A 14,594-nucleotide genomic window follows, 5' to 3' on the forward strand; every position below is an offset into this window, starting at 1 on the left:
AATGTAATAAAGGTTTAACCATGAAAGCAATCTTGCTGGCTCGCGTCTCAAGCAAAGAGCAAGAAGAAGGACAATCCATTCCTGCTCAAGAAAGACGCCTACGTGAATATGCAGAAAGAAAGAGCCTTACTATTGATGAAGTCTTTAAGATTACCGAATCTTCGACAAAAGATACCCGCAAAGAATTTGAAAAAATCATTGAACGCATACGCAAGTCACGCGAACCTCTGGCATTAGTTGCTGATACGATTGATCGCGTACAGCGCAGCTTCAAAGAATCGGTTATCCTTGAAGACTTGCGAAAAGAAGGTAAAGTTGAAATCCATTTTATACGAGAAGGGCTAATTCTTAACTTAAAGTCCAATTCTGCTGATATTCTTCGCTGGGACATGGGAGTCATGTTTGCTCGCAGCTACGTCCTTCAGCTGAGCGATAACGTCAAGCGAAGTAAAGAACAAGCAGTTAAAAGCGGAACGTGGATTGGCCTGGCTCCCCTTGGCTATATCCATACGATAAATAACTCCGGCGAAAAAACCATTATTCCCGATCCAGAACGGGCTTCTTTTGTGAGGCAGCTATTTGAATGGTATGCGACGGGAAACTATTCCCTTTTAAAGCTGAAAGAGAAAGCAGAAGAGCTTGGATTGAGAACTAGAAAAGGGCAAAAGATTGCCAAATCTCAAATTGATCAAATTCTCAAAAATCCCTTCTATTGCGGGAAGATGAGAACCAAATATGGGTTAACAGAACATCATTACTTACCCCTTATCTCCCCTGCCCTTTATCAACAAGTTCAAGACGTAGCAGCCGGCTATCATAAAAAGCCTCATAAGAAAATTACGGAGTTCTTCATTCTTCGAGGATTAATCACTTGCGCACATTGCGGGTGTCTGGCAACGCCTGAAAGGCATAAAGGACGCTATATTTACTATAGCTGCACAAATGCAAAAGGGTTGTGCCAAAAGGTTTATGTAAGAGAGGAACTCTTAGTTGAGTCATTGGCCAATTACTTCGACCACATGACGCTAAATGACGAGCAAATCGACGACGTCACAGCGTATCTCAAGAAAATTCATGAGTCCGAAAGCTTATTTCATACGGAAAGCTTAACAGCTCTTCGAAAAGAGCAAGACCGCATTCAAAAGAGATTAAGCCAAATGTATGATGACAAACTCGATGGCCTCATTGACGAAAAAATGTATCTTGAGAAGTTAGGGGACTATAAAGCTAGACAGACGGAAATTCTTGAACAAATGACGCGCCATGAACAAGCTGATCAAAATTTTTATATCCATGCCAATATGGTCATGAATTTAGCAGCTCGTGCAAGGGAAATCTTTGAAAGTTCTGAAGTAGAAGAAAAAAGGCAACTTTTGAATTTTGTATTTCAGAACTTAAAATTGGACGGCAAAAAGTTACTTATACAGACATGTGAACCATTTACTACTCTAGTGGACTATAAGAGGCGTCCAAAAGAATGGGGCAACTTGGATTTGAACCAAGGACCAGCGGGTTATGAGTGAGGTGGATTTCCACATCAATCAGTACCATCCAACCGCTATGAGCAAGATGATGAAGGGATTATGCATAAAATGCTACTGGATTTTACGGGATTTTGATAGTGCAATGTGGAATTCAGTGGACCAACAGTACACCGCAAATTTTTGTAGTTAGTGAGTTTTGTGATAGATTAATTCCTAGCATAAATTATTATTTTAATATCCGCAGCTAAACATTTCTATTTTAATTATAACTGAATAATAACTGTTTTATTCATATGATTATAATATATTTTTTATTTAATTAATCTATTTTTAATTTATAAATTTAGATCTATCAAATATAATACCTTTATTAAATTCAGTATATAAAAAGAGGCTTGCATGAGTTTTTCCTATACATCAGACTTACACTCGCTAATGAGTACTTCTTCAGGTCGGTACGAATATAGTCAATGGAAAAAGAAAGCGATTCAAGAAGTATCAAGCAATCCTGATGCACTCAAATATGAATCTGAATGGTGGCATCGTGATGCTGAAATTGTACGTGCTGCTATAATCGCAGATCCTTTTGCTCTCCGCTATGCCCCATTCTTTCAGAACGATAAAGACATTGTACGTTTAGCAGTAAAAATTAACGGATTGGCTCGTGTGTGGGCAGATAAAGACCTTCAAAATGACCCTGAGATTAAGGAAATTGCTGAAAATAATTTACCAATAACGCTTCCCTCCAGACGAATAAGAAAATATTTCAGAAGCCCGCACTTACGAGACATGCACATTTATTATACCAATTATAATCAATGTAAATTGCTCAAGAATGTTTGTAATCTTAATGAAGCTCGATTGGTTGATAAGGCTAATGACTCAAACTCATTTTTTATTAGAGACTCAAGTGTAACACTTTTTGAAGGCAAACGGTTAATTCCATATTCTTTTAAGAGCTCAACCTATCATGATTTATTGAAAGCAAGCCTTCCTGAATCGGCTAATCATTTTCTACTGAATTCAAAAAGTTTGTGTGGCAAGGGATTTCAGCAATGCAATGTGGACCAAGCAATGATAAATGCTATTGATTTTGACATTCCTTTTAAAAGAGGAAAGACCTGCATTGAAGGAGGAAATTGTTTTCTTTTTAATGATATTGATGGACGGAAAGCAGTTCTTGGGGAAATCAGTCTATTTTTGAGTATGATTGCCCTTGAAGAACAAGGGTATTTTGATGATAAGATTACTGAGATTAGTTTGGAGCCTTCCCCTGATGCGTTGAGAATCGCACGAAATCGGAATATTTCTTTAACAAAAAATCAGGATAACAAAATCGAATTAAATCAAGTATTTACAGATCCTGTCACTAAAGAAGATGAAAAAGCATATTATTCAGAAGCAAAGATTATTGAAGCTAAGCTAGCACTTACGAAAATTTGTATTGCAGAAGAGTTGGAAATTCCACTTAGCAAGATTGTCTTTCTTCCTCAAGGAAGTTTTCACCTTGATATGGAATTGTTTATAACACCACATGGTGAAGTCATATTGCACGATGATGGAAAAGTTATAGATTTTTTAAATGAAGATCAGTTTTCTGAAATTCAAGACAAAGATATACAAGATCTTCTTATAAAATATAAAATCAATGCAGAGAATAAATCTAGAATTTTAACAATATTTTTTAAAAAGAGAGAAGTAGTTTTAAACTCTGCTCAAATAAGATACAGATATATTCCAGCAGTTTTTGAGTCACCTGAATCTAATAGTGCCTTAAACTACTGCAATGGTATTTTCTCTTTAATAGGATCTAAGGTTACGGTGAGATTCTCGGATGATAATATATGTGAGGGGGTTGTAAAAGAAGACGGGTATAACTATATCACTACAGGCCCCTCCACTGATGTTGAAAAAGCATTTCATCTCAAGTTTATTAAGTTGTTTCAGCAGATATTTCCAGAATACAGAATTAAAGGTATTCCTGATTTATCAAAATTTGTTGCAAGTACTCATGGTGGTATTCACTGCCTTACATTTGAGAATTATTTAGTTACGGATTTAACAAATGCTTTTGGTTGATTGATTGTCATGGTTCAAAATTCGGCAAAATTAGGCAACAAAGAGGATGATCTTGAGATATTGTCAAATGTTGTGTATGAGCGTTCCTGAGTCTGTCAATTTTTCTGTGTAAAACATTTTAGCCATTGGCTGATGCTACCGTCACTATTCTTACATTCATCTATTCCTTTCACGGCAGAGCCCTTTTCTTCTTGGTTATTGATAAGGTTAGCTGTTGTTTGTGAGGAAATGATTGTACTTAGTTGTGGTGATTTGCCAGTGAGTGGTTCACCTCTGGTCCAAACGGCCTTTTCTAGCTCTTCATCTAAATTGATAATGCTTGAATATTCCGTTTCACACATATTCCTAAGCAATAAAAGAAAAGAGTGAGGCAACTTGGATTTGAACCTACGACCAGCGGGTTATGAGGGCGGTTGCCTTTCATATTACCCATTACCATCCAGCCGCTATGAGCAAGATGATGAAGGGATTATGCATAAAATGCTACTGGATTTTACGGGATTTTAACGATATAATAGGTCCTTTGCTGCACCGTTCGTGCACCGCCACTATTCAAATATTATAAATAGCGAAACACAAATAATTTCTAATTTGGAGAAAAAGTGGAAGTTTATAATTTGGTCTATATAACAATATAGATTACGTGACTTTAATAAAACTAGCAATATAATATTAACTATCCATTTATTAATAATAATTTTAAACTTTAAGGATTAAAAATGAGAATCGGTGACTATATAAATTCTTGCAATTTTGCCAGTGAATTGCCCGCTATAAATAATTTACTCACGAGCGCTCAAGGGAGTGTTTCTTTTTGGGGAAAGCGAGTCATTACAGTTGCTGGGTATGAAGGTTCTTTTTCATTAGATGAATTAGCTAGAAAAGTTTTACAGGCTGGTGGTCAGCGTTCCGACTCGGATGACTTGACAACTCAGGAACGAGTTGCAGGAATAGAAATTAGAAATAAGCTGGAAAACCTTTATAAGGTTACTGATACTAAAATTAGTCAGAGAAATTGGTTTACCAGACTGTGTAATTGGGTGCGCGAATTCACATTTTTCCCTTATACTCCGCGTTTTTACACTGAAGACGGTTTAATGGAAAATTATTTTCGAGGATATAGCGAAAACAAGTTTGTTCAAGAGTTTGGAGGAGTTAAAAGAGGAATGTTTAATGAATATGAAAATTCTGATGGATCCTTTGGACCGCCATTGCGAATAATGGCTCGGGAAGAGGCTATTAGAGCAAAATTAACTCAGTAATTCATTTCCTGGCTATTACTAATAGGCCTATTACTTAGCGTGTATAGGCCCAATTAATTTTTATATTTACGAAACAAAGCCAATCTCATTAGTCATTCGTCCATTAATATCTATTTAGAGAATTAACAACAGGCAATCTTAAACGCCTCTCTTGCAATCTCTGAAGCTCTTTTAGGGCTTTATAGAATACTCGCTCTAATGCAGTTTCATAACAAGAAAGGTTTTGAATAGCTATCCGTTTCACTCTTTGTGTTGTTTTCCTTGCATATCCACCCATTCTTCAAACAGATCGATTCGGATAAGCAATCGCTTGCCTATTTTGCGTACAGCTTTATGTAGACCTGACGCATGACGCCGTTTGAGCATGTGTCTAATTTGTCCCATAGTAAAAGGGTATTTCCCCATTTCCATAATCTGCTTAGGTGATATGTAAATTTGATTATCCATATGTTTTCTCCAGATGAATTTTGTCTGTTTGGAGTCAACTGTAATGAATAAGGCTAGATTGTGTCGCAATAGCGCGAAGGATAGTTTTTTAGATTCTAATTATCAAAGAGATGGGTGTTGTAGTCATATGAACACACTTCTTCATAATCAAAATAGAGGAAGGATGAAAAGGTGACTTTTTGAAAATCATCCGGCAAATTTTTTAAAGCTGAAGAAAACGAGGTACGAAGGGCTCTAAGAGAGCTTTGGAAGGTGATTTTTGAGTTAGGATTTAGCTCAGCCAACTGATTCAAATATTTGAACAGATGCTCAGAAATAGATAAGGAAAACTCGCCCCTTAGCGTAGGAATTGTTATTCCTGGGTATGTGTCGTCTGGCATATCGCCTCTTTTTCGCCACAAAGAAGTGACAGGGATTGCATGGATGTTTTTGATGCTAGAAGGGTGAAGTATCCGTGATTTGGTTAGGCACAGCCAGCACAGCCCCAAGACTTGAGCTATCAAGAATTGAGCGTTGGATCGCTTCGTAAAAAGCATGTCGACAAGAGTCTGAAGAATTTTTGAAGCTTAAAATAGATCTAGAAGTCTTTGTGGGGTATGGTGTGGCGTGATTATTCCTGCCTGTTTGGAAAATTCCATTCCAGAAGGAAACAGGATATCAAGAAAGCTACCCGCCACCTTCGAGCGCTCTCTTAAAAATTAACAAAACTTTTCAGTGAAATGCCTTCTTGCTGCTTCCATCCAGACTGTATGTAAATTTTTCTATGTAACCTGTTCAGATAATTAGCTAAGGTCTCATTTTCTTGCGGAGGAGGAATTGCCTGAGTATCTATTCCATATAAGGCGTAATCTTCATCTGCTTCACTGTCGGAAGTCGCAGACATAGAAAGGTCTGAACAATTTGTGTCTGCTAATCCCTGATACATCCATTTTGTGTAGTAAGACAAAGCGGACTCATCTTCTCCAGGGAAATGGCTGGGCAACTTTTTATATATAAAGTCCTTGGAAAATAGCATAGTCAGTACTTGAAAAAATCCAAGAGCAAGCTTCGATTTTTTGATGAGAGAAAGGTGTTCTCTGCTTTTCAAGATTGATCTCGCGTTTCAGCTCGTTTATGGTTTCTTTAATTGGGCCTAGATCAAACTTAGCCATAAGCCCTCTCCTATTTTGGCTCCTCTATCTCTGCGACATGGAGAGATCGTTCCAACTCAGCTTCAATTTCTTCTACGGTAGGTAAAGTGCCTTTGAGATTTTCTGGGAGAGCCTTTGCCAGTTGAGTTTCAAAATTTGCGACGCTAATCGGAGACGTATTGTTTCTCAAAGCATATTCAACGATGAGGTTGTCCTTGCCTTTGCAAAGAATAAGACCAATTGTCGGATTATCCCCTGGCTGTCTCATTTTATCGTCGATGGCAGCAAGATAGAAGTTGATCTGCCCAGCAAAGTCTGGCTTGAACTTGACAGCCTTCAGTTCGATTAAGAAATAGCAGCGAAGTTTGATGTGATAAAATAGAAGATCTAAATAGTAATCTTCATTCCCGACGCGTAAAGGGACTTGTCTGCCCACAAAAGCAAATCCACTTCCTAACTCTAATAGAAATTTTTGCAGATGATCCATAAGACTGTCTTCAATTTCTTTTTCCCTGGCTTCATCAATGAGTGTCAGGAAATCGAAACAGTAAGGGTCTTTAATTGTTTGATGAGCAAGATCGGAATGAGGAGAAGGGAGGGCTTTATGAAAATTGTTAGGAGCTTTTCCTTGACGGTGAAAAAGTCCTGTTTCGATCCACATTTCAAGAACAGATCGGCTGCAACCGTGTTCGATCGCTCTGCGGGCATACCATTCTCTTTCAATTAAATCCTTTACTTTGCTTAGGAGGACAACGTTATGTCCCCATGGAATATTAAGGCAATAATCTGGAGGAACTTCCGAGAATCCAACAGCCTGTTGGACTCTTGCGTAACTTGTATAAAATAGGCGCATATTGAAGACATTAGACCGTGAAAAACCCTTTAGCCCTGGAAAATCAGATTGAATGTCTTTACAAAGTCTATCAATTACCTGGGATTTCCAACCCTCAACTTCTTGACGGCGTACGATTTCTGACCCGATCCACCAATGCAGCTTGATTAATTCGTGGTTAACCGCCATAGCGGCTTTGACCTGCGACTCTCGAATGCGCGTTTTTATATTTTCTAGGAGAGCAGGGTAGCTTTCGGGAAGTGATAAAAGAGCGAGGTTTGGTTAGTCATAAATCCTACTATTTTAATTTCTCCGCAATGTATGAATTTAAGCTCATACCAACTGCTTTGGCTTTAATAGATAATTTTGCATGCAAATCGGGGTCAATTCTGAGGTTAAAAGTGCCTGAGAAAGTTTTTTCAGGTTTTTCCCCTCGTTGTTCACAAAGGTCAAGATAAACATCTATCGAAGCTTTGAATGACTGTTCAAGCTCTTCAACTGTTTTACCCTGGAAATTCATCGCATCTTTAATCCCTAGGACTTCTCCATGAAAAATTTTTTCATCATCATCGTATTCGACGCGTCCAAAAAATCCTTTATATTTCATCATATTTTGCTTTAATTTCCGACGGTGGAAAGTTTTAAATCAATTTGATGAGGTAAGGTCTTTTTCCCTTCTTTAACTCTAACAAAGCTAATATCTGAGGGAGAGCAAGAAAATAGACCAGCTATTTTTGCGACCTTGAATCTTTGATCTTCAGAGTCAATAGCTCTATTAATCAAAATAATTTCATACTTTTTTCTGTGTGCATATTGAGCAATAGTAGACATCAATTCGTGGTCATAATCATTGAATCGCACGCCAGCGATAACGATTTTTTTTGCGAAACTTAGCCATTTTCCAAATAGGTTTTCTATCCCAAACATTTTAGGAACAATAGAATCATTCGAGACAGAGTAATAGTATTTTAAAGTATTAACTACACTTTCGTTTCCTTCCTTTTTTGCTAATTCGTCCAACTTTTGGTTTACTTCGCTGAATAAAACTGCTCGCAAGGCTCTTTGACTGATTGTTTCTGTCGGCAGTATAATGCTGGTCGGATAATCGCAGTGTCCATGTAGGTGCGCTATATTTTTAATCTCCGGATTTCTCCATAAGGTACTATCCCAGTTTGTTGTAACACAGGCAGAAGAAATGTCTTTTATGCCCTCGCCTTCTAAAAGATCCCACACAGAATTTCGAATTCGTAGAGCATCTCCATTTTTCCGATAAGACTCTGCTAAAATATGTCTAAAGGTGTATGAGTATGCACATAATTTCCATGTACATAGTTCAAAACCTGATGAAAGACCATCCGAGGCAAGATTGGGTAAGGCACCTTTTAAATATAAAATTAAGTTTTCAAATAACCCGCTCTCGAATTCTGAAACGCATGAAAGAGATGAGATTGATCCCAACAGTTCAGGGTCAAAGATGAAAAATTTTTCTGTTTCAAGCTCCTTGAGTGCTCTTTTTAAGGGTACATCTCCATTTTCGATTACCCCATTTCCAAGAATGAAGAGAGTTTCCAAATTCAAGGATTCATTGCCTCGATACAGTAAGAGGTCGACATCTTTTGGGGATTCATTCTGCATATAACTCCTTTCTAAAAGCAAGGAAACAGTACCACAAAGTGGTACTGTTTGGTAAGAAGTTATTGAGAGATTTATTCGTGCACAACTTTTTCTCGCAGAATTTTTTCCGAAATGCCCAAACTGAATTTTTTTGTCATTTGCACATCTAGGTGAGTGTATCGCTGGAGCATTTGTAGCGTCCGGTGTCCCATCGCTGTAGCGAGTTCCATATTGGAACCGCCTTGTGCGGCTGCAAGCGTCGCAAAAGTATGTCGCATATCATGGGCACGACAGTTTTTGATGCCAGCTACGCGAAGCGCAGCTTGCCAGACTTTTTTGATATCAACCCGTCCAAAAGCTATTTTAATTGTAAAGACAAGGGGTTTCAATGGATGACGAAGTTCGTATAGTCCCTTGAGTTCGGTAAGGACTGGCCCGGTGAGTGAGATGCTGCGAGGGCGTCCATTTTTTGTTTCCTTGCGGTAAGCCAAGCGATTGTCGAAGTCAACGTCTTTCCATTCTAGGTTTAGGATTTCTCCTTGCCTAGCTCCTGTGGAGAGAGAGATCAGAACGATGCAATAGAGATATGGTGAACGACTTTCTCGACAAGCCGCAAGAAGCTTTTCAATTTCGGATTCGGATAGAACCCGATCACGACCCGGGTTTTCTTTGAGTTTGAGTAAATGGACGCAAGGGCTTTCGTCGATCCAGCGTAATTGACGCACAGCATAAGAGAACAAGGCTGATAAAGAAGCTGTATATCGATTTATTGTGGAGGGCGTGCGTTTCTGACCCGATTCTGCAGGCGTATTCCACAAAAGCATTCTTTCTTTAGCGATTAGTTCAGGGGTAATATGAACGAGAGCGTAGGACTCAAAACGAGATTTCCAATAAGCTAAATGACGACGAGTATCATTCGCGGAGCGATGATGTTCTAAAGCGCCATTATTGATGTATTGATCAAGAAGTTCGGGAAAAGTATGAAGTCGTTTGTGTTGATCGAATTTAAATTGACCAAGCTTGATTTTGCGTTCTGTTTCGTGTGCTCAATCTTCAGCTTCGGGTTTTCTATCAAAGTGCGCGCAAGCTATGGGGTAGCCTTTAATGCGGACGACTGCTCGCCAGCCTTTACCGTCTTTTCTTTTATAAATTGATGCCATAGTTCCAACCTTTGGTTTTGAGATTTACAGGCTGGATTGCAGTGCTGGATAAAGTTACTTCCCGTTGCACCGTAAGCGAAAAAATTTAATTCAAGATGACTTTATCATCAAGAATTAAACGCTTAAGTGCTTGAGATTGCTTAGGTTGAAAAAGTGGGGCAACTTGGATTTGAACCAAGGACCAGCGGGTTATGAGGGCGGTCGCCTTTCATATTATCCAATACCATCCAACCGCTATGAGCAAGATGATAAAGGGTTTATGGCTAAAATGCTACTGAATTTTGTTGAATCTTAATCGCAAGCTAGGTAAGCCGTTGCACCGCCATTGCACCGTTTATGGTTTAAGATTTATTTTTTATGCAACGAAGTATATAAGCATGCTTGATTGGAAATTTAATATTTTTAGAGGATATCTCGCAATTATTTAAATCCAAACAACTGAGACCAGTTACGTTAAATGAAGACTGAAGAAACGAAATCATTGGATCGCTTTCATCAATAATTACTATACGTGAAATTTGTGTTAGTTCTTTTTCGGAAAGAATATTTTGAATTTTTGTAGCAACAACTCGATATGACTCAACATTGCCAGAGTTAAGCCAGTCAGCTGAAATTATAAGATCCCATTTATTTGGAGAGTCTTCTCTTAAAAATAGAGCAAAAAATACAATATCTCCATTTTCCTTAATAAGTTCAGCAAGAATGTTTTTTAGTTTTTCAATTATTTCTTTCATAGCTCTCTTAGAATTTTTTTAGCAGCATCTAACATACCAATCACATCTTGCTTGTTCTTAGTTCGGCATGCATAACGTGTCTCTGGATTCCATTCATTAATAATCGACCACTCTGCCAAAAATGCTTTTTTAATTTTTTTTTCTTTGCCACTCAAGCACAAAAGAGAATCTAAGTTATGAACTTTGAATGAATTTAGATTTTCAAATTCTTTTTTATTATTTGGAAAACCATCCCAATTTAATGCTTTGCATATTCTTCGTTTTAAGGCTAGCTCGATGGCATAACCGCAAAGGTAATAGGCACCATCGTACCTTTTTGCCTTCATTAAAATCTCCGCATCTTTAAGGCGATCTTTAATCAGTTCGTTAAGTTCTTTGATCGTAATCATTTGTGATTAAACTTGTATTAATCCGAATGGATGAATCATGCTAGTAATTTCCTTTTCACAATCCCAACCTCTTAGCCAGCCTGCAAGGACAAGCCGGAATTGACAACATTCAGCTTATCGAAAATACCCTCAATAATATTCTTCTTAGTAACAAACAACATATCAGGGCCGCCACAGTGAAGATTGCTGAAGGGAGGTTCATAAAGAGCGGAAACATCCATCATGCCGCGTGCGGTGAGTTGATCTATTACCATTTCGATAAAACGAATCTGTTGAGGAGAGAGGCTTCGGTCTGTTAAGAACTCAGCAAATAGAGAGTGAGCAGCAGAACGGTCCAACCCTACTAAACTGCGGACAAAATGGGCCAAGGATGGAGCGCCGCTCCTAATAAGCAATCCAGAAAGCAATGTTTTTCCATCTTCTTCGCCGATTTCAGCAAGCGTAGTCTCTAAGCCATGTAGATCAGTGTCAGTGAGGGGTTGATTGGTCCGCAAACGATGGATCACAATATGATTATGATGATTGCGGAGAAAATCCTTGACCTTCTTTTCGTACTGAACTCCGGTCATTTTAGGCATATAGATAGCTTCTTCTTCCCGAACCATCATAATTTCGTCCTTAAAGTCGGTGTAAACAACTGTCCGTTTCTTTTTATCTAGAAATGGCACCAATTCGCGTAGACGCAAACGCAATTCTTCTAAGCTATCCAAATTGATTCCATCCCAGAAAACGGATTCCTGTATGGATGCAAGATAAGCAAGCTGAACTTTTACAGACGGAATAGCGCTCTTTTCTTCGAGCAACATAGCGATCTCCATTACGCGCTGACGGCAGCGCTCAAACATCCCAGTCTCACCTTTGGCGTGAGCGAGTTGCATACGCAAAGCGATCAAGTCGAACTGGCGCGACTCTATCTCGTCATTTTCTATCTCGCTAGGAAGCCCTGCGACATCGCGCTGAAGAATTTCAAGGTCGGATTCGCTCAGTTGATCCCACACCTCGCGATTTTGAAAACGCTCCACAGCTTCAAGGCGCATCCGAACGATAAAATTCTCTCGATTCATCAACGAGACTTCCTCATGCAGTCCCTTGACAAGAGATCTCTTAAGAATGGCTTCAGTATTCATTTCGGGCAAAGTTTGAATTTGAGCTAACAACTGCACGCGTGCCTGGAAAAGGCGAGCACTTAGCGAAACACCCCCGCTTGCTTCGATGCCGTCCGGATTTTCTTTGAAGTAATCAAAGTTGAAACAGAAATCAAATACGCGGAAGTCTTTTTTATCTTCATTGGGCCCATACAAATCAGGACACAGTCTTGTGCCACGGCCAATCATTTGCCAGAACTTGATCTTTGAATAGACAGGTTTGAAGAAGACTAGATTGACGACCTCCGGCACATCAATGCCTGTGTCGAGCATATCTACTGAAATCGCAATATGCGGCAATTTATCCTTTTGCGAGAAATCGTCGATCAAGCTCTGCGAATACTTGGCAAAATTGTCGATGACGCGGGCAAAGTGTCCTTTATACTGCGGATAATGGTGGTTGAACCGCTTTTCGATAAAGGCTGCATGTTCATGATTTCGGGCAAAAATAATGGTTTTTCCCACCCTATCGCCGCTTTCAACCTTATGGCCATTTTCCATTAGGTAATGGAGAACCTTATCTACAGTATCTCTATTAAAGAGCCAGTTATTGATGGCTGATGCATTGATTTTCTCAGGCGCTTCACGCGAATCTCCCTCATCTCCCCAGTCTAGGCTCTCCCACTGCTCTTTTTCTTCATCGCTGAGAGCATAATAGTCAATGCCTTCACGAGGAAACCTCAGATCTACTTGTTTTACTCTAGGTGGAACGAGGAATCCATCCGCTACTGCCGTATCTAGCTCGTATGCATCGGTTGGCACTCCAGATTGTAGGTCGAATAGTTCGTAGGTATTTTTATCCACCTGATCTCTAGGTGTGGCGGTCAGGCCAACCAGGAACGAATCAAAATACCGGAAGATTGCACCATATTTCTGATAGACCGAGCGGTGTGCTTCGTCAATGATCACCAAATCGAAATGTCCGACACCAAACCGCGCCTCATTACCCGTTGTCTCGTCAATCAACCCCATCATTGTCGGATAGGTACTAACGTAGATCCTACCTTCCTTCTCTTTTTCAGTGACGAGATTGACCGGGCTGGACTCCGTCAGGTGCTTTTTAAAAGCATTAACTGCCTGATTTACCAAAGATTTCCTATCTGCCAAGAATAGTACCCGCTTTACCCAGCCCGCTTGCTGCAGTAATTCCACCAGCGCAATCGCTGTTCGGGTCTTACCCGTGCCAGTTGCCATGACTAGCAACGCCTTGCGACGCGCTTGAGCAAACTGTTTTGCGATACTGCCGATTGCACGCTTTTGGTAATAGCGACCAGCAATTTCGTCTTTTATCTTTGCTACATCTAAGGGTTGTTGATTTGTTCGTCGCCGGATTAAACTGTTCAGCTCTTCTTTCTTATAAAAGCCTGATACTAGACGGGGAGGATAGTTAAGATCGTCCCATAGGTAGGTTTTATAACCGTTTGTGTAAAAGATGATCGGTCGCTGACCATGCATTTTCTCAAGACAATCGGCATAGAGTTTAGCTTGCTGCTGTCCCTTTTCCGGATTGGTGGTGGACCTCTTCGCTTCTACTAAAGCGAGCGGCTTGCCATCGTCTCCCCATAGCACATAGTCGACGAAGCCGATGCCATGGTTGTTTGGCATACCTGTGACTTTATATTCTCTGTCACGCTTCTGATCCAATCTCCAGCCTGCCCGCTGTAATTCTGCATCGATCAAATATTGGCGGGTTTCCGCTTCAGAATAATCATGTGTGTCGACCTGTTGCTGGGCCGCCATGCGAACTTCGGCTAGTTGCTCACGCAGAGCCTTTAATTCAGTATCGAGTTTATCCCTTTCCTGCTGCTGTTTGAAAACGGCGGTACTCTGCTCGGCTAGTTTCTTCTCAAGTATTTCCAATTCCTTGCGAGGCACAACCTCGCCATGGCTCGCGGACGGTACGCATTCATCTCGCCATTGTGACTCTGCCGGCGTGGCGAGAGGAGCATATGTACGCACAAGCCAATAACAGATGTGATAAAGTTCCTTGACCGCTTGCAGGGCATCATATTGGCGCACCGGGCGCACATCATGCACGGCCTGATTGCCGATCTTTAGAATCAGGCGAGCCTTTTGAAATAGCGCTTCTGGGAGGAGGTTTTGGAAGCTGGGTTCGTGTAAAAGCGCACCTAAGCTCTGATCATATGGCATCCGCAGGCTGGCATCATGTCGATAGAGCCAGTGAATAATCGCTTCCAGGGTGAATCGGGCATGAAAACACGCGGCCCTTGGGTCATCCATGATGTAGCTTTCCGCCTTAATAGCAGATTCTTTAAGAGCGCGGAATTCAGAAGGCAGAAAAGCAAAGTTACTCATGG

The 14,594-nt window shown here is 40.1% G+C and carries 13 protein-coding genes; 3 read left to right on the forward strand and 10 right to left on the reverse strand.

The window, feature by feature from the left end; translation table 11 throughout:
* The first annotated feature begins 20 nt into the window (after positions 1-20).
* From BN3769_RS14320 to BN3769_RS01050, 3 genes are all read left to right on the forward strand, one after another.
* On the forward strand, positions 21-1,523 hold the full coding sequence (locus BN3769_RS14320; protein WP_079989358.1) for a recombinase family protein: 1,503 nt from the start codon (positions 21-23) through the stop codon (positions 1,521-1,523).
* 360 nt (positions 1,524-1,883) lie between these two features.
* The gene (locus BN3769_RS01040; RefSeq protein ID WP_068466670.1) at positions 1,884-3,563 is read left to right on the forward strand and encodes a DUF4116 domain-containing protein; all 1,680 of its coding nucleotides are present in this window, start codon (positions 1,884-1,886) and stop codon (positions 3,561-3,563) included.
* 719 nt (positions 3,564-4,282) lie between these two features.
* The gene (locus BN3769_RS01050; RefSeq protein ID WP_068466674.1) at positions 4,283-4,825 is read left to right on the forward strand and encodes a hypothetical protein; all 543 of its coding nucleotides are present in this window, start codon (positions 4,283-4,285) and stop codon (positions 4,823-4,825) included.
* A 240-nt stretch (positions 4,826-5,065) separates the two neighbouring features.
* Here the strand turns inward: BN3769_RS01050 and BN3769_RS01055 are convergent, their stop codons facing one another.
* From BN3769_RS01055 to BN3769_RS01100, 10 genes are all read right to left on the reverse strand, one after another.
* Positions 5,066-5,209, reverse strand: a complete 144-nt coding sequence (locus tag BN3769_RS01055) for a hypothetical protein (RefSeq protein WP_154017767.1) — start codon at positions 5,207-5,209, stop codon at positions 5,066-5,068.
* 158 nt (positions 5,210-5,367) lie between these two features.
* Positions 5,368-5,652 (reverse strand): hypothetical protein, encoded by a 285-nt coding sequence (locus BN3769_RS01060; RefSeq protein ID WP_068466679.1) that lies wholly within the window; start codon positions 5,650-5,652, stop codon positions 5,368-5,370.
* 311 nt (positions 5,653-5,963) lie between these two features.
* Positions 5,964-6,359: a hypothetical protein gene (locus BN3769_RS01065; RefSeq protein ID WP_154017768.1), complete on the reverse strand. Its 396-nt coding sequence runs from the start codon at positions 6,357-6,359 to the stop codon at positions 5,964-5,966.
* 74 nt (positions 6,360-6,433) lie between these two features.
* Entirely contained in the window at positions 6,434-7,462 is a 1,029-nt protein-coding gene (locus BN3769_RS01070; RefSeq protein WP_068466683.1) for a PDDEXK nuclease domain-containing protein, read from the reverse strand.
* A 70-nt stretch (positions 7,463-7,532) separates the two neighbouring features.
* The gene (locus tag BN3769_RS01075) at positions 7,533-7,844 is read right to left on the reverse strand and encodes a type II toxin-antitoxin system HicB family antitoxin (protein WP_228840584.1); all 312 of its coding nucleotides are present in this window, start codon (positions 7,842-7,844) and stop codon (positions 7,533-7,535) included.
* 8 nt (positions 7,845-7,852) lie between these two features.
* Positions 7,853-8,869, reverse strand: a complete 1,017-nt coding sequence (locus BN3769_RS01080) for a hypothetical protein (protein ID WP_068466687.1) — start codon at positions 8,867-8,869, stop codon at positions 7,853-7,855.
* A gap of 71 nt (positions 8,870-8,940) precedes the next feature.
* On the reverse strand, positions 8,941-9,666 hold the full coding sequence (locus tag BN3769_RS01085; RefSeq protein ID WP_195155525.1) for a site-specific integrase: 726 nt from the start codon (positions 9,664-9,666) through the stop codon (positions 8,941-8,943).
* A 683-nt stretch (positions 9,667-10,349) separates the two neighbouring features.
* A complete protein-coding gene (locus BN3769_RS01090) occupies positions 10,350-10,742 on the reverse strand; it encodes a hypothetical protein (RefSeq protein WP_068466691.1) in 393 nt (130 codons plus the stop codon).
* Complete coding sequence (locus BN3769_RS01095; protein ID WP_068466692.1) at positions 10,739-11,131, reverse strand: HEPN domain-containing protein; 393 nt, start codon at positions 11,129-11,131, stop codon at positions 10,739-10,741. The genes BN3769_RS01090 and BN3769_RS01095 overlap by 4 nt, the downstream gene beginning before the upstream one ends.
* A gap of 71 nt (positions 11,132-11,202) precedes the next feature.
* Positions 11,203-14,592: a DEAD/DEAH box helicase family protein gene (locus tag BN3769_RS01100; RefSeq protein WP_068466694.1), complete on the reverse strand. Its 3,390-nt coding sequence runs from the start codon at positions 14,590-14,592 to the stop codon at positions 11,203-11,205.
* Between the last annotated feature and the right edge of the window lie 2 nt (positions 14,593-14,594).

The organism is Candidatus Protochlamydia phocaeensis, assembly GCF_001545115.1.
In the GTDB taxonomy this organism is placed as follows: Bacteria; Chlamydiota; Chlamydiia; order Chlamydiales; family Parachlamydiaceae; genus Protochlamydia_A; species Protochlamydia_A phocaeensis.

Excerpts from the sequence above, each read along its gene's own strand:
- BN3769_RS14320 (WP_079989358.1), top strand. The coding sequence starts at position 21 with ATGAAAGCAATCTTGCTGGCTCGCGTCTCAAGCAAAGAGCAAGAAGAA.
- BN3769_RS01040 (WP_068466670.1), top strand. The coding sequence starts at position 1,884 with ATGAGTTTTTCCTATACATCAGACTTACACTCGCTAATGAGTACTTCT.
- BN3769_RS01050 (WP_068466674.1), top strand. The coding sequence starts at position 4,283 with ATGAGAATCGGTGACTATATAAATTCTTGCAATTTTGCCAGTGAATTG.
- BN3769_RS01055 (WP_154017767.1), bottom strand. The coding sequence starts at position 5,209 with ATGGGACAAATTAGACACATGCTCAAACGGCGTCATGCGTCAGGTCTA.
- BN3769_RS01060 (WP_068466679.1), bottom strand. The coding sequence starts at position 5,652 with ATGCCAGACGACACATACCCAGGAATAACAATTCCTACGCTAAGGGGC.
- BN3769_RS01075 (WP_228840584.1), bottom strand. The coding sequence starts at position 7,844 with ATGATGAAATATAAAGGATTTTTTGGACGCGTCGAATACGATGATGAT.
- BN3769_RS01080 (WP_068466687.1), bottom strand. The coding sequence starts at position 8,869 with ATGCAGAATGAATCCCCAAAAGATGTCGACCTCTTACTGTATCGAGGC.
- BN3769_RS01090 (WP_068466691.1), bottom strand. The coding sequence starts at position 10,742 with ATGAAAGAAATAATTGAAAAACTAAAAAACATTCTTGCTGAACTTATT.
- BN3769_RS01095 (WP_068466692.1), bottom strand. The coding sequence starts at position 11,131 with ATGATTACGATCAAAGAACTTAACGAACTGATTAAAGATCGCCTTAAA.
- BN3769_RS01100 (WP_068466694.1), bottom strand. The coding sequence starts at position 14,592 with ATGAGTAACTTTGCTTTTCTGCCTTCTGAATTCCGCGCTCTTAAAGAA.